Raw genomic sequence first — 18,221 nt, 5'->3', positions numbered from 1 at the left:
CCCATAAGTTTTTTGAATTAATTCCCTGAATATTTCAAATTTTACAGATTCATGACATAGGCTATGGGTTTTTGAGCATGAGAGATGAAGACTTTGTAGTGTCGAGTGTAAAAAGAGCAAAAGGCTTCAGAATTTTAGCACAGAGGGGACTGGAGACTGGGAACTAGTGAAACAAGGTAGAAAAACTTATGACTGTTGACTAATGACTAAATTAATCGTAATTTGTGGTGCTACGGCGACGGGTAAGTCTGGTTTGGCTTTGAATTTGGCTATGCGGCTGGGTTCTGTAATTCTGAGTGCTGATTCCCGTCAGGTTTACCGTGAGTTTAATATTGGTACGGCGAAGCCAACATTTAGGGAGCAACAACTAGTCCCACATTATTTAATAGATATCTGCGCTCCCAAAGACACAATGACGGTAGCAGACTATCAAGAACAAGCACAAAACTTAATTAATTCCCTTGATGTGTCTCCACTATTATTGGTGGGAGGTACTGGTTTATATATTCGCTCTATTGTGCATGGGATGAAGATTCCTAGAGTTGCACCGAATTATGAATTGCGATCGCAACTCGAATCTCTCGGACAAACTACACTCTACGGTATATTGCAGCAAGTGGATCTGACTGCTGCACAAAAAATTCATCCGAATGATCCTGTGCGAACTTTACGAGCTTTAGAAGTATTTTATGTGACAGGAATTCCAATTTCTGAGCAGCAAGGGGAAAATCCCCCAGATTATCCGATTTTGCAGATTGGGTTAGATTGTGATGTAGAGAAATTAGCACAGCGTATTTACAAGCGTACTGAGCAAATGGTACAAGATGGTTTAGTTGCCGAGGTAGAATATCTTTGTCAAAAATATGGTGCTGATTTACCTTTATTAAATACTTTAGGATATCAAGAAATCAAGCAATATTTACGGGGTGAAATTTCCTTAGATGCAGCCAAAGAATTAACAGTTTTGCATACAAGACAATTTGCCAAACGCCAACGCACTTGGTTTAGAGCCTATCCCAAAATTGAATGGTTTGATGCTAATGATCCTGATTTGTTAGAGAGTGTTTGGCAGCGTATACAAGACTTTACCAACAATGTGTAGAGACATTTTATTAAACGTCTCTACGTATGCTTTTTACAGCGTCTCAGGATCAATTCCCATTGCTCGAAGTTTGTCTGCTAGTAATTGAGCGCGTTCTTCTGCTTGTTCAGCACGTTGTCTTTCTTGTTCAGTACGTTGTCGTTCCTGTTGGGCGAGTTCATCACCAGTTAGTAAAACAGTCCCATCTTGATAGCACCAACGTAACCAAGTATCCTGTCTACCTTCAAATTCGCCTTCCCAGAGAGTCACACCCAAACCCACTTGTTCTAGCCAAGTTTCGGAGGTTTCAAAATAGCGTCTTCCCCTCAATTCATAAACCCGCAGGATTTTTTCTCCTAATTGCTGAGTTGAATCATACACAATGTAATAACTTACCCGCATTTGTTCATAAACTTGCAGCTTTTTACCAAGTTCTTCACCTTCTTGATTAGAAGCAATTTCAATCACAACTTCTGGAGGTTTACCAAATCGCCAAACCATATAACAACGATTTTGCTTTTCCCACCAATTTGCAGGAGTCTGGACATCCAAGCTGAGGAAAACGTCAGGTACAATTGCAGGCTGTTTGTCTGCGTGATAAATACCAACGTTAGCTTCAGCTAAAAAAGTCTGATTTTGTAATGAACTGTAAAGAGAGCCGACTAATAAGCGTTGTTGTTTGGCAGATGCAAAATTGTCCACAGGTGTATCATCTTCAGTAATTAACTGGTTGGCATCTGGCACATAGAAACCATCATTATTTATGAGAAGTTGCTCAACCATGATTTTATCTATTGATTTAAGAGCATTATTTCTAGGTTAATTGACTTTATATGATAACTTATGTAGTAGTTTATCTACAGTAAATCAGAGAACAACGTTGGACATATAAGTCTGTAGCAATAATATAATGATTGGACGGATACTACGACAACGCTACAAAATTATCAATCAGTTGGGTTTTGGTGGGTTTGGAGAGACTTATCTAGCGGAAGATTTAGATGTTCCTACTGAAACTAAACCTAAATGTGTGATCAAGCGTCTTCAGCCTAGAGCTATTGCTCAGAATATTCCATACTCGGATATTGAGCGTTTGTTTAAAAGAGAAGCAGAAATTCTCTACCAACTTGGTCAAAACCATACTCAAATCCCTAAACTATATGCTTATTTTGAGCAAAGAAAAAAGTTGTACTTTGTGCAGGAATTTATTGATTGAAATGACTTGAGTCAGGAAATTACTTCAGGAAATCATTGGAAGGAAACTGACGTAATTATATTTCTAGAAGAAATGTTAAAAATATTAGTTTTTATTCATAAACATAATGTTATTCATCGAGATATCAAACCTTCAAATATAATGCGACGTAAATTTGATGGTAAGTTAGTGTTAATTGATTTTGGGCTTGTTAAACCAATAACTACTTCAGGAATACTCAAGTGTACTATTCCTATTGGTAGTCTAGGTTATGCACCTGCCGAACAAGTCCAAGGTAGACCGCAAATCAACAGTGATATTTACGCGTTAGGAATAACTACTATTCAGGCACTAATAGGTGTAGATACTCCTATGCAGTTATCTATAGATGAAACAGGTGAGATAGTTTGGCGTGATCTCGCTAAAATAAGCGAATCACTTGCACAAATTTTGACCAAAATGGTGTCATATGATTTTCGCAAACGCTATTCTACGGCGGCAGAGGTACTTAATGATTTAAATCTTACTGTATTACGCTTACAGGCATCTATTGCTGACTGGTTATTACCGCTAAAAATTGGACGTAAGTGGGGTTATGTAGACGAAAGAACAGGACAAGTGATAATTCAGCCTCAATTTGAAGAAGCGTATGAGTTTACTGAAGGTCTAGCATCTGTTCAGCTTGGTGAAAATTATGGTTATATAGATGCGAACGGAAATTTTATTATCCATCCTCAATTTGAATGGGCTTACTATTTTTCAGAAGGGTTAGCAGAAGTTCTGATTAATGGAAAAAGCGGATATATTGATGTAACTGGAAAAGTAGTTATTCAACCTCAGTTTGATATGGCTAACTTATTTTCATCAGGGCTAGCAGAAGTCTGTATTGGTGATCAGTATTATTTTATAGATAAAACAGGAAAGATTATTGAGGAATAATTGGGTTTGTTTCATAATTGCATGGAATACTGCATATTTCTCTACGCTTAATTTCAAGGCATACCATAAACACAATTAATGCCAGAAAAAGGAATTGGTCTATTCCGTTGACTCATTAAACTGAATGATAAAGATAATGCCGATCGCCTCTTCATCCCTCGAAACTGTTATTCTGGCAACAATAGTAATTAAACTATCAAACCTAGCCGTTAAATAAAAATCTATGCTTACCCAGGATAAACAACAACGTAATTGGAAACCCATCATCAAAGCATTCGAGGCTGTGCTTGGTACAAATGGCGTAGTGCAACGCCGTGAAGAACTCATCACCTATGAATGTGATGGTTTAACTAGCTATCGTCAACGTCCACCTGTGGCGGTGTTACCACGAACTACAGAGCAAGTAGCGGCGATAGTGAAGATATGCAACCAGTATGCAGTCCCTTTCATCGCACGGGGTTCGGGTACTGGTTTATCAGGCGGCGCGTTACCCTCGGAAGACTCAGTTTTAATTGTTACTTCCTTAATGCGGCAAATCTTGAATGTAGATTTAGACAATCAGCGCATTATCGTACAGCCAGGGGTAATTAACAGTTGGGTGACACAGACTGTCAGTGGTGCTGGATTTTACTACGCTCCCGACCCTTCCAGCCAAATTATCTGTTCAATTGGGGGAAATGTAGCAGAAAACTCCGGCGGGGTGCATTGCTTAAAATATGGTGTCACCACTAACCATGTTTTGGGGTTGAAAATCGTCACGCCGGAAGGGGAAATTGTCGATTTAGGTGGACAAATTACCGAAACTCCTGGTTATGATTTAACTGGTATCTTTGTTGGTTCAGAAGGTACTTTGGGTATCGCTACAGAAATTACTCTCAGAATCCTCAAAAGTGCAGAATCAATTTGTGTGCTATTAGCAGATTTTACTAGTGTAGAAGCTGCTGCCGAAACCGTGTCAGATATTATCAGCGCAGGGATAATTCCTGGCGGGATGGAAATGATGGATAATATTAGCATTAACGCTGTAGAAGATGTTGTCGCCACTAATTGTTATCCCCGTGATGCAACAGCCATTCTGTTAGTTGAAATTGATGGTTTAGAAATAGAAGTTGCAGAAAATAAAAAACGTGTTGCTGAAATTTGTAAGAAGAATGGGGCGAGGAATGTTACTTCTGCTAGTGATCTAGAAACTCGGTTAAAGCTGTGGAAGGGACGTAAAGCTGCCTTTGCGGCGGCTGGTCATTTAAGTCCAGATTATTATGTGCAAGATGGGGTGATTCCTCGGACGCAGTTACCCTATGTATTACAAGAAATTGAGGCACTAAGCCAAAAATTTGGTTATCAAATTGCAAATGTCTTTCATGCTGGTGATGGAAATTTGCATCCATTGATTCTTTTTGATAATTCTGTACATGGTGCATTAGAAAAAGTTGAAGAATTAGGCGGAGAAATTCTCAAACTTTGTGTCAAAGTTGGCGGTAGTATTTCTGGAGAACATGGTATAGGTGCTGATAAAAAGTGTTATATGCCAGATATGTTTAGCACTACCGATTTAGAAACTATGCAGTGGGTACGGCAAGTATTTAATCCTCAAGGTTTAGCAAATCCTGGCAAGATATTTCCTACGCCGCGCACTTGTGGAGAGGCTGCAAATCAAAGTAATAATCAGCAATTTGTAGGCGTAGAGAGGTTTTAAAATAGTTTGTAGTAAGGACTTTAGTCCTTTCTTATTTCAAGACAAAGGACTTTAGTCCTTACTACGAACAAACTAAGTGTTCACTGTTAACTACTCAATAACTAAATTCAAGCCAAGATATAAAGTGACAAGTTTTTATTTGGCACTTTTTGTCTTGGCAGATTATTATGATATTCCTACATTATCTAAAAAAATAATGATTTATTCTGTATTGATAAATGTCCTTACACAACAAAGCCAAAATTATACATGAATCGGTTGGCTAAACTTTGTTTGTTTTATGTGATGTGTGTGCAACTCATATTGTGCTTAACAATATTTTCTGACCCTTCACTTTCAGATTATCAACAAAAAAATAGCCTACCAACTACAACAGAAATTCGTGGAGTCTGGCTAACTAATGTTGCTAGTGGTGTACTATTTGTACCTTGGGGTATTGAACGCGCTGTTAATCAATTATCAGCACTCAATTTCAATACGATTTATCCTGTAGTTTGGAATCGGGGATATACCTTTTACAAAAGTAATGCAGCTAAATTATTTACAGGTAGTGATGTTCAGCCTTTACTGAATGTTGCACATAGCGGTCAAGATTTTTTGACAAAGTTATTGAAACTTGCCAAGCCTAAAGGTTTAACTGTCATTCCCTGGTTTGAATATGGTTTTATGTCCCCACCTGATTCAGAATTAGTGAGGCGTTATCCAGATTGGTTAACAATGGGAAGGAAAGGGGCGAAAACTCTTAGTGAGATTTTGCCAAAAAAACTGGATAATCAGCCTACAAATAAATTAGTTTGGCTGAATCCCTTGCATCCAGAAGTACAAGAGTTTATCTTGTCGTTAGTTGTAGAAGTTGTTAGCAATTATGATGTAGATGGTATTCAATTTGATGATCATTTTGGAATGCCTGTGCAGTTTGGCTATGACTTATTTACTATCGAGCTTTATCAAAAAGAACATCAAGGTAAAAGCCCTCCCATTGACCACTTTAACCCAGAATGGATGAGTTGGCGTGCTAATAAAATTACTGGGTTTATGGCAGAAATCTATCAAGTTGTGAAAGAGATGAAACCTAATGTCAAAATATCTTTGTCTCCTAATTCACAGGTTTTTGCTTATAAAAATTACTTGCAAGATTGGGAAAATTGGGTAAAAAAAGGATTTGTAGATGAGTTGATTTTACAGGTTTATCGCAGTGACAAACGCAGTTTTATTACAGAAATAGAAGCACCATCTGTAAAATTTGCTCGGACTAAAATACCTGTAGCTATTGGTATTTCTACAGGTACTTTACGTACTCCAGTTAAGATTGCACAGGTTCAAGAACAGATTGAAGCTGTACGCGATCGCCAATTTTTTGGTATATCTTTTTTTTACTGGGAAAGTTTGTGGGGTTACATCGCACCAGAATCACCCGAAAAACGACGGAAGGTTTTTGGTGAGTTGTTTGCAGCTAAGGCGAAAAGACCATTGACGATAGGGAGGAAGTAGGGGACAGGTGACAGGTGACAGGTGATAGGTGACAGGTGATAGGTGACAGGGATATGATTGCTCAACACTTTTAATCTATTTTTTCCAAAATATCAATAAAATTTGATGCCAATCATCTCTGCCAAAACCCCGTTAAAATTTATGCTGCTGTGGATTTTAGCTAATTTTGGCGGTTTTTTGGGAAGCTTGTTCTGGATTGAAATTGGTGAACGGGCAGAGATTGGCGTAGTACAGGCAGCGATTGGAGGATTAGCGATCGCATTACCTCAAAGTCTTATCCTCAAAGAAACTATCTTCACTATCAAGTGGATTGTGTTAACTTTGGCAGCTTGGGTATTACTCACAGCTATAGGCATAGGTGCAGTCGGTTGGAGTGTACCTGCTTCGGAAATTCTGCCTTTGAGATGCTACTTTGGGGCAATTTATGGAGCATTTGGCGGCTTTGTGATTGGACTAGCACAATGGTTAGCAATCCGCCCGTCAGTATCTTGGGCTTGGCAGTGGATTATAGTTAGCTCTCTTAGCTGGGCTGTAGCTTTACCTATTGGTTACGCTGTGGGGATGATATTACACCGACTAACTCGCTTATTTTTAGGTGAAGTGGTAGGGTTAGCTATCACTTGGCTAGTGGTTGCTATCCTCACAGGTTTGACTGCTTATAGAATGGTAAACGAGTAATTTGTTAAGAAACGTAACATTAATTAATTTCTTGCTTCTATAAAGTTTAAGTATATGTAACAATATTAATTAAATCTTCATAAAAGAAAATCAATAAAATTGCTCTAGCTGACAAATGCGTTTTAACCTTCAAAAAGTTGGATTTGTTAAGCTCATCGCTATTAAATTGCCTAGATTTCTGATAAGAATTAAAGAAAGGCTCATATATCGTCAGTAAATAACCACAATAACTCGCTTTAGGTGCTAAAAACATTTTATACCAACGAAATTATGAAATAAAGCACCTTAAAGAGTCATTAATATCAGACAGGACTCTCGCATGAATATCAATTCAGTAGAATCTGCCGTCGAGTTGAAAGAAGAATCTTGTGTTCATCTGATTTTTGGCACAGCAGTAGATGAAAAAAGTAGTAGTGAACAGCTACTATTAAGTTTGTATGACTCTGTGCAGACATCTATCTTTGTGGTGGATGTCCTAGAGAATGGAGATTTTTCGTATGTAGCACTTAATCCTACCCATGAGCGATGGATAGGTATACGTTCCCAAGATTTGCGGGGTAAAAAACCAGAGGATATTCTCAACTCTGTAGATGCTGCTAAGGTGCGTCATCGTTATGCTAATTGCGTGCGCTTGGGCAAAACTATTTCTTACGAACAATGTCTACAATTTCAGGGAGTGCCGACTTGGTGGAGTACAACGCTTACACCATTGCAAGATGCTAACTCTAGAATTTATCGCATCATTGGCACTAGTAGTAATATCACGCCTGCAAAACAGGTAGCCCAAGCCAGAGGAAACTACGCAGAACGAGAACAAGTATTAGCAGCAATTCTCCAAAGAATTCACGATGCTTTAGATTTAGATGTAATTCTCCATCAAACTGCTCAGGATGTGCGAGAGTGTTTAAATTGCGATCGCATCCTCATTTATCAGATGCAAACTGGCCAAAATGGCGTGGTAATTGCCGAAGCTACAGCAAACCCTGATCTGTCTCTATTGGGTAAGCACTTCCAAGATCCTTGTTTAAGTATCAAGCAGAAAGAACATCACGGGCGATGTTGTACTGAAATCATTGAAGATATTTATGCAAGTGGGATAAATACTTGCCAAAAGGACTTTTTAGAATCGTTGCAAGTAAGAGCGCATCTAGTCGTCCCAGTTTTATCACGACAAAATTTGTGGGGGTTATTAATCGCTCAATATTGCCATGAACCCCACCAATGGCAACAAATAGAAATTGATTTACTCCAACAGCTAGCCACCCAACTAGGAATTGCTACTCAGCAGGGAGAACTACAACAGCAAATCAAACATCTCAAAAACGAACTAGCATTACACAAGCAGGCACATCAGAATCAGTTCCAGCAGACAAAAAGCTTTCAATCCTTAGTTTTAAGCATCACTGCACAAATCCGAGATCATCAAGACGAAACTCAAGTTTTTGCTCATCTTACTCAAGAGTTAGCCAAGTTACTACAACTAGAGTCTTGCTATATCGAACTTTACAACTCTGATTGCTCTGTCGCCAGTGTTGTGTGTGAGTATGCACTTACCCAGGCTACATACCAGGGAATCAGCAGAAAGCCTGAAGATTTGAGCGAAATTTATCAGCCACTATTGCAAAAACAACATTTCCACTCTGTAGAAATAGTACCTGGATGGCATCCCAAGTTACTGGTGATTACCCAGCTAGCTTGTCCTATTTTCGATCAGCAAGGAACTCTGGGTAATCTTTGGCTAATCAAACCTACACAACAAATGTTTAGTGAGCTAGAAATTGGCCTAGTACAAACTTTAGCCCATGAATGTGCGATCGCTATCCGGCAAACACGGCTCAATACAAGCAAACAAGCAAGAATCCACAAACTAGAAAACAAAGAACGTCTCACTCAAGAATTTCTCAAAAACCTCTCCCATGAACTGCAAACACCCATAACGAATATTAGTCTAGCCGCTCAAACCCTCGAAAGTATTTTCTTACCCAACGGTACATTAGATATCGAAGTCGTACCTCAACTCTTACAGATTTTACATAACGAGTGTAGTAGAGAAAGCACACTAATCAACGATGTACTCACACTCATCCATCTAGAAACAAAACCTGAACCCCCAACATTAATCACCATTGACTTACAAACCTGGCTTCCCCCCATCGTCGAATCTTTTTTAGACCTTACCAGCTGTCAAGGACAGCAATTAAAGCTAGATATTGCCACTGTCATCCCACCCTTAGAAACCGATATTACAGAACTAGAGCGAATTATCACCGAACTCCTCAGCTATGTGTGCAAATACACGCCACCGGGAGAATCAATTACAGTGTCTGCTCAGACAACGCCAGCAGAACTGAAACTTAGTATCAGCAATTCTGGATTAGAAATTCCTATCCATGATCAAGTTCGTATATTCGAGCCGTTCTACCACCTATGCAAAAATGACCCTTGGAAATATAGTGGCACAGGCTTAGAAATGGCATTAGTAAAAAAAATGGTCAGACATTTGGGTGGCTCGATTCTGGTAGAAAGTGCTGCAAGTCAAACTACATTCATGATCAAATTCCCCAAATCGGCTAAATCATAAATCATCAGTTGACTTAATATTGACGAATTAACTATAATATTGCTATTATAATTGTTTGCGTGGGTGACTAGCTCAACGGTAGAGCAGTAGACTCTTAATCTATTGGTTGCGGGTTCAAATCCCTCGTCACCCACTTATTGTTTTCAGGCTGCTAATTCTTTTTCAGGGTTGCAAAACTAATTGCAAATCAGACTAGTCAAAAAAAGATTTGTCTGCTAAACTAAAAAATGTGTGAAAAACACGGCTCAGTAGCTCAGTTGGTTAGAGCACGGGACTCATAAGCCTGGGGTCGTTGGTTCAACTCCGACCTGAGCCATTTTATAAGTAATGAGTAAGAAGTGATGAGTGCTGAGGAAGGCACTAGAATTTTATACTTGCCAAAAAAGAAAGCGGGTTTTCCATATTAACGTTGCTTTCATCTAAAATCACAATTTAGTTATTGACAGAAAACCCATACCAGATAAAAAATCTTCACTGCCAGTTTTTGGGATATCAGGCTGGAATCACTGGAAACTGTACTTCTGTTACATAAGATTCATTAGTCTGCTCGTTACCACCAATGATATATACTTCACGGTTTGCCCCAGTAATCTTATAGCCATTAGCTTCAATCCACGATACTAAAGTTGCATAAGCTTGGCTAATAGTTTCATAACTACCATGATGAATTAAACAGGCGATCGCTTCTAATCCCGGTAGCTCATAAACTTTGATTCTTTCATTGCCTTTAACTAATCCTGCAATGGAAATAACAGCCTCCCCATTGACATCAGCATCTTTATAACCTGGATCATGCCAAATCCCAGCATAATAATCACCAACTTGGACTTGCTGTTGTTTCAGATATTCGTGCAATTCATCATAAAGACTGCCTATACTGGCGTAATCTGGTAGAATTTCGCGTATAGATACAACTTGCATCGGTTCAGCTTTTTTAATCACAACTTCATAGTTGGGCATACTATTCTCCTGTTCAATTTGCTTGATTCTTGCTTCTACTCGTGTGAGCCTTGCTTGTTCTGTTTCTACTAACTGCTGAATTTCCGCTTCTTTGAGTCGCAGCATTCCGCGAATTTGGGCTGGTGGTAAATTCTCATCCAGTAGCTTGGCAATTTGCTCTAAAGAAAAACCCAAATCTTTGAAAGCTAAAATGCGATTCAGTCGCGGTAGTTGTTCAGCCGAGTAGTAGCGATAGCCTGTAAAGTTGTCTACGTGTAGTGGTTGAAGTAATCCCATTTGGTCATAGAGACGTAGTGCTTTTACGCTCACCTGGCTCAGTTTGGAAAAATCACCTATTTTTAACATCTTGGTATTTGCGTCATCTCTGAGACTCTTTACAATAGACACCCTGCCTTAAGGGTAGAGTCAAGAGAAAATATCACTCACAACTCAGCACCGGCTAAACGCCCCGCTACCGCTAACAGCACTCATCTATGTGGCGAATAACTTCAGCAATAGACCAAGCTTGTGCTACCGCGCCTCTGGGTTGATGAGGTGGATCGCCATCGAAAATTTCAGAAATTGAACCAATACAAGCATCATTAAACAAGTGATCTAACAAAGGTTGCCAACTAAAAGGTAATGGTTGTTCTGATAGAAAACGCTGCCAAGCACGGATAAAGGGGCCAATTAACCAAGTCCAAACAGTACCTTGATGGTAAGCGCGATCGCGTGTTTCGCTATTACCTACACATTTACCAATATATTGTCTATCAGCTGGGTCAAGAGAGCGCAGACCATAGGGAGTGAGCAAGCGATAAGTAGCTAAATCTAATACCTGACGACCTTGGGATTCAGAAAAGCCGCAATGATGTAAGGAAATTGCTAAAACTGCATTGGGGCGAACTTGAGCATTGCGGCGATCGTCAAAATCAATAGTGTCGTATAAATAGCCCAACTGGGGATTCCAGAATTTTTGTAGAGAAGCCTTAACCTGTTGTGCCTGTTGACCATAACGCTTTCCTTGATTGGCTAAACGTACAGAATTACCAATGTCTAGCTGACTTAAACATTCTGCCCATTGACTCATCCAACACAAAGCAGAATACCAGAGAGCATTAATTTCTACAGGTTTACCGGGACGAGGCGTGACAGGTTGTCCCTCAACTAAAGCATCCATCCAAGTCAGAGCAACACTAGGCGCATCCCAACCCAGTAGTCCATCAGTCGCATCTACCTGGATGTTGTAGCGTGTTCCACCGATAAATGCTTTATGGATTTGCTGTACCACTGGGAACTGTTCAGCTAAAAATTCCCAATCTTGAGTCGCTTCTAAATAAAGTCCTAAAGTTTCAATCCACCACAAAGCAGCATCAATGCTGTTGTAGAACGGCTCACTGTCCATATCTGGGAAGGCATTAGGGATAAGACCATGACGACAGTAACGCCCAAAAGTTTGTAGGAGACCTTTAGCTAAATCAAAACGTCCAGTTACTAAAGTCAACCCAGGTAAAGCAATTAAGGTATCTCTTCCCCAATCATTAAACCAGTGATAACCAGCAATCACTGTAGGGCCAGCAATAGAAGCTCGATAAACAATAAATTGATCGCTAGCTTTTAATAATTGTCGCCAGATTGGGGATTGGGCATTATTAATATTGCCAGTCCCTAGATCATCAGTCCCCAGTCTCCAGTCCCCAGTCCCTAGTTCCCGTTCCCAACCAAAAATCTGAGACAGTCGCTCTTGTTCTGCTGCGACAGCTTCTGTAAATGTATCGGAGGTTAAAAGATTCGGTGATTGTTCAGGAAAACCCATCTGGGCTTCTAAAGTTACGGCATCTCCTGGCTTGAGAGTGACTGATAAATAACCGGGACTGAAAAGGTCTTCGCGATCGCCTAATCCGCGTTGTGTCTCCTCTGGAAATTCGTAATTCCAGTACCACAAAGGATCGGCTCGATATTCTCCTTGTGTCCAACGTAATTGCCAAGGTGTACCAAAGCGTCCAGAGATAATTGCTTGCAAACAGACTTGTTGATGACTAAGCAATTGGGAAAACTGTAAGTCTGAACTACCAGTTTGTTGACCATGAAAATCGCGATCGCCTACTAGTAATCGCAGCCGTAAAATAGCAGTTTCTCTACCTTCGTAACGATATTGAATTAAAAGACGATGACTCATTGGCGAGTGGGAAGTCTGATTTTCTTCCCCATTCCCTAACAAACTATGAGGCATCACCAATTGCCTGCTTAGTTGCCAGTCATCCTTACCCCAAATCCATTTAGGAACTGGGTTAATATCGAAAGAGTGCAGCAGTTTGTAGCCAGTCGGCTCAATGTTACCTGTACCCCAGATATTTGTCCCCAGTGCAACAACGTTTCTTGCTACTTCTAAGCTAGCTTCTAGGTGCGAAAACAATAGGGTACGCCCAGCCGGTGGATTTGTGGCGGCGAATAGCCAACCGTGATAAGTCCGCGTGCGGACATCAGCAACAGTCCCACTGGCAAAACTACCCAAGCCATTAGTCAATAACCATTCTCTTGTATCTAAATCAACCATTTGCTACTCAAAATCGTTATGACTATGATATAGTCGTAACAGATCGTAATCAAACTGTGAGACAGCGTGGAGAGGTAAGATTGATCTGACCCCAACTCCAACGCTAGTAAACGGATATAAGTTGAAGGAGATAATAATAAATGTCCATCACTTACGGAACAGAAGGAAGCCTCCGCGTTGGTCAACAAGCTCCCGATTTTGCAGCAACAGCTGTGGTGGATCAGGAATTTAAGACAATCAAACTTTCCGACTATCGCGGTAAGTACGTTGTCCTGTTCTTCTACCCCCTAGACTTTACCTTTGTTTGCCCCACTGAGATCACAGCATTTAGCGATCGCTACGAAGAATTTAATAAACTTAACACTGAAATTCTCGGTGTTTCCGTTGATAGTGAATTCTCTCACCTAGCTTGGATTCAAACAGATCGCAAATCTGGTGGTGTTGGCGACCTCAACTATCCTTTAGTTTCCGACATCAAAAAAGAAGTTAGTTCCGCTTATAACGTTCTAGACCCAGCCGCAGGTATTGCTTTGCGTGGTTTGTTCATCATCGATAAAGATGGTGTCATCCAGCACGCTACCATTAATAACCTAGCATTTGGTCGCAGCGTTGAGGAAACTCTACGGACATTACAAGCGATTCAGTATGTTCAATCTCACCCAGATGAAGTTTGCCCTGCTGGTTGGCAACCTGGTGACAAAACAATGAATCCTGACCCGGTGAAGTCTAAAGTTTACTTCTCTGCTGTCTAGAAAGGTAGAAGGAAAGAAAGGAAGAAAGTTTAGAAAAAACTTTGTCCCTTTTTTTTAATTAATACTGACGTCCATAGCGCAATACGGTTCAGTTAAGCAAAGCGCAACCCAACAAAAACCCAGAAATGTTAGGTTTCGTTCCTTAACCCAACGTACACATTTTCAGGTTTTTACCACTAACTAAACCGTATTGCTTTATATCCGATTTGTGTATACACTGTCGCCTGGGAAAGGGGGGATTAAGAGGGATAAAACCTTTATCTAGAAAGAAAATCTCACTTGTGTATACACCGTAGACGAGGGAAGGGGTTAGGGGATCAGGTTTCGCGTTAGCTTTTCCACATAACGTGAAAAGTCAGGAGTATATCAACTGAGTTAGCCTGATGCAATTTTTAGCAAATGAAAATTTTTATTTAGATTATCAAAAATTAGGTGGATACCCCTCAAAGGTTGAGGGGTTAATTTTTGTAATTACAGTGATTCCCAAAATTCACATTAGAACAGTTATTGAAATTGACAGATAATATGTTATAATTATCTGCGTTGCTTTAATAGCCACCATGAACACCTCTGAGCAGGTGTTAGTAGTAATCATGTTGTGGCTGAGGTTGTGTCATGACAAAATTTGACGCATCGTACAAGTAACGACTAGCTTCTTCCTCCAAACGATGAATCAGAAACGGTTCAATAACGTTGCCATTTCGCAGTGCGGCTAGATAGCCATCCAAATACATCCGCATGTCATCCGTGCGATACCCGCGATTCCATAACTCGACGAAGGTGTCGGTAATTCTTTGGTAATGGCGGATGGTTTGTGTGTCTTGGAGCATAACTGCTTTATTGATCTCTTTGGAATGAGAATTGTAAATGATTCAGACTAAAAAGTGAAGGGGGCATTTCTTCTTGATCTACCCTAAAAAGCTCCGATACCTAATGGTGGCAGTCTCTCCAGCAACTACAATATAGTTACATCCTATTCCAGAAAAAATCAAATTAGGTTATCCAATCAGTTATTCCTATAGTTGTTTCGGATAGTATCGTGAGGGGATGGGTAATTGCAAGCATCACTTTTTTTAGGAAAAGGTTAACATCGTCCTGGTCATTATCAGCTTGCTTTGTACATAGTTTTTTGGCAGATTACCCAGACTCAAATGGCAGATAGGATATTTAACAGGAAAATTTTTAATAATCATAACAAAAATTTAAGAATATTACTAACTTACCTCTGGATAAGGCACAACATAAGCATCTGGCCCATTTTTGTATTGAGAAAATGTAAAGCTAATTGTTATGGGAGTAACAAAGGCTACAAAACCTTGAGCATGGGCTTGTTACTTTGAAATTCATCAGACGCTAAGGGGTCTTGCCGCCGTGGGTTCGGTTTGTATTGAAATCGTTGAGGGGAATCCCCATCTGAGGTCGTTGCTTGGTTGGCACTTGCAACAATTGGAATATAGAGTTCATCAAGCCGCTAGCATTTATCAAGCTAGAGAAGCTTTTTTAAGCCATCAACCGACTTTGGTCATCCTAGATGCCGATTTGTCAGATGGAGACGGTATTGAGTTTTGTCGTTGGTTGCATCGTCAGCAACAACCGCTCATCTTGATGCTATCTGCTCGTAGCAATGAAGCCGATGTGGTTGCAGGCTTAAAAGCAGGAGCTGATGATTACTTGAGTAAACCTTTTGGAATGCAAGAGTTTTTGGCTAGGGTAGAAGCCTTAATTCGGCGCAATCGCACGCCTACAGCACCTGCTTATTTGGATTATGGTACTTTGCAAATTGACTTAGTGCAGCGTCGTGTCCGATTCCAAGGAGAGTTTATTGACCTCACTCCCCAGGAATTTAGTTTGCTGTACGTTTTGGCACAAGCTGGAGGAGTACCATTGAGTCGGTCTGAGTTGTTGCGTCGTGCGTGGCCTGATGCCATTGACAACCCGCGTACCATTGACACTCATGTTTTATCGCTACGCAAAAAAGTTGAACTTGATCCCCGTCAACCTAGTTTGATTCAAACTATTCGGAATGTGGGATACAGATTTAACATGGAAAGTTTGAATGCTAATCATCCCCAAACACAAACCAAGTTACCAAAGGAGAGATTTAGTAATCAACGTTCAACACTTAGTGGGCAAATATCATAGGTGAAAATTGCCAAATCTCCAAACATCAAAATCCCAAGTTTATTAAAATTTTGAATTGTGTCGCCGCACCCTGTAGGGTATTTTGAATTGCTGTGGTACTAGCTCCATTCTTCAGTGATTTGAGCTTCGGCATTCAATAGCCTTTTTTTTAGATGAACCCAGTCGATATTAGAGGCTGTTTGATTAGATAACAAACTTCCTTGCTCTAGATTTAACAACCGGGTGCAAAATATCTGGGTTAAGTCTATTTGATTATTGATCATCAAAATTGTAGTTTGATGAGTTTGATTAAGTTGAATTAAAACTTGCATGAGATGGGTCGCTCTGCCAATATCCAAATTAGAGGTTGGTTCGTCTAAGAGCAGAATTTGTGGTTGAATGACTAAAGCTCGTGCGATCGCTACTAGCTGTCTTTGTCCTGTTGAAAGTTGCAATTCAGTGCGTCCTAACCAATCATTGGGAATTTGCAGTTGTTCTACCCAATGATTAACTCGTTCCTGAATCGTCTGTTTAGGCAAATCGCGCAGAACTAAAGGATAAGCCAAGGCTTGCTGGACTGTCATCCCTAAAAGTCTTGGCTCTTGTAATACCAGTGTCACCATCTGGCGCAGTTTGATAATTGGAATTTGGCGATAATCCTGATTATCCAAATAAATTTTGCCGCTAGCAGGTTCACTCAAACGATTAATCAGACGTAGCAGTGAAGTTTTACCAGCACCAGAGGGGCCGAGAATTGCTAAACGTTCCCCTGGGGAAACCGCAAAGGAAATATCCCGCAATATCGGGTATCCCTGAAGCTGGGTTTTCAGCTTTGCAAATAGATTAACTTGTTCTAGCCGTAATTGGGCTGTCATTGGGGTGCAATACCAATTCAAAATTCAAAATTTTCACGTAGCGTCTCGGAGAGAATAAACTTAGAGTTAGTCTTATTCAATCCAAAATCTAAAATCTAAAATTCCCAGTCCCCAATCCCCATTCCCTTCTTTAGCTAGCTAAGGCTGTAGTTATAGTCCACGCATCAATCAACAATAACAGCAGCGTACATCCTAATAAAATCACATACATCCACGGTTGTGCTAGAGGGCGAACATCTGTGGTATCTATACCTGTTTTAGCTTGAACTATATTTACTAAACGGGCAAATCCAGCTACCCGCATCGGTAGTAGATAAGCTTTACCATCTTGACTCAGAAAATAATAAACTAACCCACCTTGGCCAGTAGAGCGTGGTTTAAGCTGTTTTATCTCTGACCAAGGTAAAGACCAACCTTTACGCCAAAAGCGAGAAACCCAAGTTGGGTAAGTCACTTGAATTGATTGGTCATCTACAATTACTCTTTCAGTCAACACCGCATATAAACCCAAGAAGCCAATACAAATTCCCACCCATAATAAAGTGGGAGGGGTAGGCGCATCTGTAGCTTGAGCTAAAAAAGGTAAGGGTAAAGTAAGTGCTATGTAAAGACTCAATAGCGTGAGCCGAATTAGGGGAGATAAACGAAAAATACACGCTGAAGTGTTAGCTGAGTTTACTGTCACGGCTCAATCTTCAAATTATGGGCTTTTAAATTTAGTCTAACTAAAGATGGGCATGGGGCATTGGGATCAAATCTACCTTCTAGTCCCCAATCCCCAATTAAGGTAAATATTTTTGCACCACACTCCAACCAGTGAGTGATACCCAAGTAAAACCAAAAAACAGAATAATATTCAGACTAATATGTAAAGGTCTAGCCCAAGGTCTTCGGTGACTGATTTGTGTGGCACTAAAAGCTGATATTAAAACTAATCCTACCACTATCAACCCAGCCCATAAGTGTGATGAGTGTCCCAAAGAACCAAAGTGACCGAAAGTGCCAACGATACCAATAGCCAACAGTAACAGCACTAAACTAACCATGCTGATGCCCATTGTATAGTGGAGCGATCGCCACAAGCGGGGGGTAGCCCAATTGAACAATAAAAAATTAGGAACTTCCTGAGAATTTCTCACTCGCCACATCCAAAAGCCTGTAACGGCTAAAACTAAATACGCCAGTATCGACAATCCCATCGACCAAGCAGCTATTTTCCACAACCAGAGAAAAGAAGGTAGGTGCATAAGGTTTATTTTAGAGGGGACAGGGGACAGGGGACAGGGGACAGGGGACAGGGGACAGGGGACAGGGGA

General features: G+C 40.3%; 15 protein-coding genes, 2 tRNA genes and 1 pseudogene. 11 read left to right on the top strand and 7 right to left on the bottom strand.

Annotated elements, in window-relative coordinates:
* Positions 1-202 precede the first annotated feature (202 nt).
* On the top strand, positions 203-1,102 hold the full coding sequence (gene miaA / locus ACM0OR_RS14855) for a tRNA (adenosine(37)-N6)-dimethylallyltransferase MiaA (RefSeq protein ID WP_414577040.1): 900 nt from the start codon (positions 203-205) through the stop codon (positions 1,100-1,102).
* Between the two features lie 33 nt (positions 1,103-1,135).
* Here the strand turns inward: miaA and ACM0OR_RS14850 are convergent, their stop codons facing one another.
* The gene (locus ACM0OR_RS14850) at positions 1,136-1,864 is read right to left on the bottom strand and encodes a Uma2 family endonuclease (protein ID WP_414577039.1); all 729 of its coding nucleotides are present in this window, start codon (positions 1,862-1,864) and stop codon (positions 1,136-1,138) included.
* Positions 1,865-1,991: 127 nt separating this feature from the next.
* Here ACM0OR_RS14850 and ACM0OR_RS14845 point away from each other — a divergent pair.
* The 8 genes and pseudogenes from ACM0OR_RS14845 to ACM0OR_RS14810 form a co-directional block, all read left to right on the top strand.
* Positions 1,992-2,777: pseudogene (locus ACM0OR_RS14845) on the top strand (protein kinase domain-containing protein); the annotation flags it as partial.
* Between the two features lie 48 nt (positions 2,778-2,825).
* Positions 2,826-3,215, top strand: a complete 390-nt coding sequence (locus ACM0OR_RS14840) for a WG repeat-containing protein (RefSeq protein ID WP_414577084.1) — start codon at positions 2,826-2,828, stop codon at positions 3,213-3,215.
* A 223-nt stretch (positions 3,216-3,438) separates the two neighbouring features.
* Positions 3,439-4,911: a glycolate oxidase subunit GlcD gene (gene glcD, locus ACM0OR_RS14835; protein ID WP_414577038.1), complete on the top strand. Its 1,473-nt coding sequence runs from the start codon at positions 3,439-3,441 to the stop codon at positions 4,909-4,911.
* A gap of 249 nt (positions 4,912-5,160) precedes the next feature.
* Positions 5,161-6,402: a glycoside hydrolase family 10 protein gene (locus ACM0OR_RS14830; protein WP_414577036.1), complete on the top strand. Its 1,242-nt coding sequence runs from the start codon at positions 5,161-5,163 to the stop codon at positions 6,400-6,402.
* 105 nt (positions 6,403-6,507) lie between these two features.
* Entirely contained in the window at positions 6,508-7,080 is a 573-nt protein-coding gene (locus tag ACM0OR_RS14825) for a hypothetical protein (RefSeq protein WP_190696749.1), read from the top strand.
* Positions 7,081-7,399: 319 nt separating this feature from the next.
* Positions 7,400-9,661, top strand: coding sequence for a GAF domain-containing protein (locus ACM0OR_RS14820; RefSeq protein ID WP_414577034.1), 2,262 nt, complete (start codon positions 7,400-7,402; stop codon positions 9,659-9,661).
* Between the two features lie 61 nt (positions 9,662-9,722).
* Positions 9,723-9,794 (top strand) — tRNA-Lys (locus ACM0OR_RS14815).
* 109 nt (positions 9,795-9,903) lie between these two features.
* Positions 9,904-9,977 (top strand) — tRNA-Met (locus tag ACM0OR_RS14810).
* 176 nt (positions 9,978-10,153) lie between these two features.
* Here ACM0OR_RS14810 and ACM0OR_RS14805 read toward each other — a convergent pair.
* Both ACM0OR_RS14805 and ACM0OR_RS14800 read right to left on the bottom strand, forming a co-directional pair.
* The gene (locus ACM0OR_RS14805) at positions 10,154-10,966 is read right to left on the bottom strand and encodes a MerR family transcriptional regulator (protein WP_414577032.1); all 813 of its coding nucleotides are present in this window, start codon (positions 10,964-10,966) and stop codon (positions 10,154-10,156) included.
* A 112-nt stretch (positions 10,967-11,078) separates the two neighbouring features.
* A complete protein-coding gene (locus tag ACM0OR_RS14800; RefSeq protein ID WP_414577031.1) occupies positions 11,079-13,157 on the bottom strand; it encodes an amylo-alpha-1,6-glucosidase in 2,079 nt (692 codons plus the stop codon).
* A 140-nt stretch (positions 13,158-13,297) separates the two neighbouring features.
* Here ACM0OR_RS14800 and ACM0OR_RS14795 point away from each other — a divergent pair, with 140 nt between their 5' ends.
* Entirely contained in the window at positions 13,298-13,909 is a 612-nt protein-coding gene (locus tag ACM0OR_RS14795; RefSeq protein ID WP_190696741.1) for a peroxiredoxin, read from the top strand.
* Between the two features lie 581 nt (positions 13,910-14,490).
* On the opposite strand, the gene ACM0OR_RS14790 is transcribed toward ACM0OR_RS14795, so the two are convergent.
* On the bottom strand, positions 14,491-14,739 hold the full coding sequence (locus tag ACM0OR_RS14790) for a DUF6761 family protein (protein ID WP_414577029.1): 249 nt from the start codon (positions 14,737-14,739) through the stop codon (positions 14,491-14,493).
* 541 nt (positions 14,740-15,280) lie between these two features.
* On the opposite strand from ACM0OR_RS14790, the gene ACM0OR_RS14785 reads away from it, so the two are divergent.
* Positions 15,281-16,051, top strand: coding sequence for a response regulator transcription factor (locus ACM0OR_RS14785; protein WP_323267175.1), 771 nt, complete (start codon positions 15,281-15,283; stop codon positions 16,049-16,051).
* A gap of 98 nt (positions 16,052-16,149) precedes the next feature.
* Here ACM0OR_RS14785 and ACM0OR_RS14780 read toward each other — a convergent pair whose 3' ends face one another.
* From ACM0OR_RS14780 to ACM0OR_RS14770, 3 genes are all read right to left on the bottom strand, one after another.
* The gene (locus tag ACM0OR_RS14780) at positions 16,150-16,905 is read right to left on the bottom strand and encodes an ATP-binding cassette domain-containing protein (RefSeq protein ID WP_414577026.1); all 756 of its coding nucleotides are present in this window, start codon (positions 16,903-16,905) and stop codon (positions 16,150-16,152) included.
* 130 nt (positions 16,906-17,035) lie between these two features.
* The gene (locus ACM0OR_RS14775; protein WP_414577025.1) at positions 17,036-17,590 is read right to left on the bottom strand and encodes a hypothetical protein; all 555 of its coding nucleotides are present in this window, start codon (positions 17,588-17,590) and stop codon (positions 17,036-17,038) included.
* A 97-nt stretch (positions 17,591-17,687) separates the two neighbouring features.
* On the bottom strand, positions 17,688-18,152 hold the full coding sequence (locus tag ACM0OR_RS14770; RefSeq protein ID WP_414577024.1) for a DUF4079 domain-containing protein: 465 nt from the start codon (positions 18,150-18,152) through the stop codon (positions 17,688-17,690).
* Positions 18,153-18,221: the final 69 nt, after the last annotated feature.

This window comes from Anabaena sp. CCY 9402-a (assembly GCF_963920945.1).
In the GTDB taxonomy this organism is placed as follows: Bacteria; Cyanobacteriota; Cyanobacteriia; order Cyanobacteriales; family Nostocaceae; genus Trichormus; species Trichormus minutissimus.
Note: the sequence above shows the minus strand (reverse complement) of the source record. Positions and strands in the feature narration are given on the sequence as shown.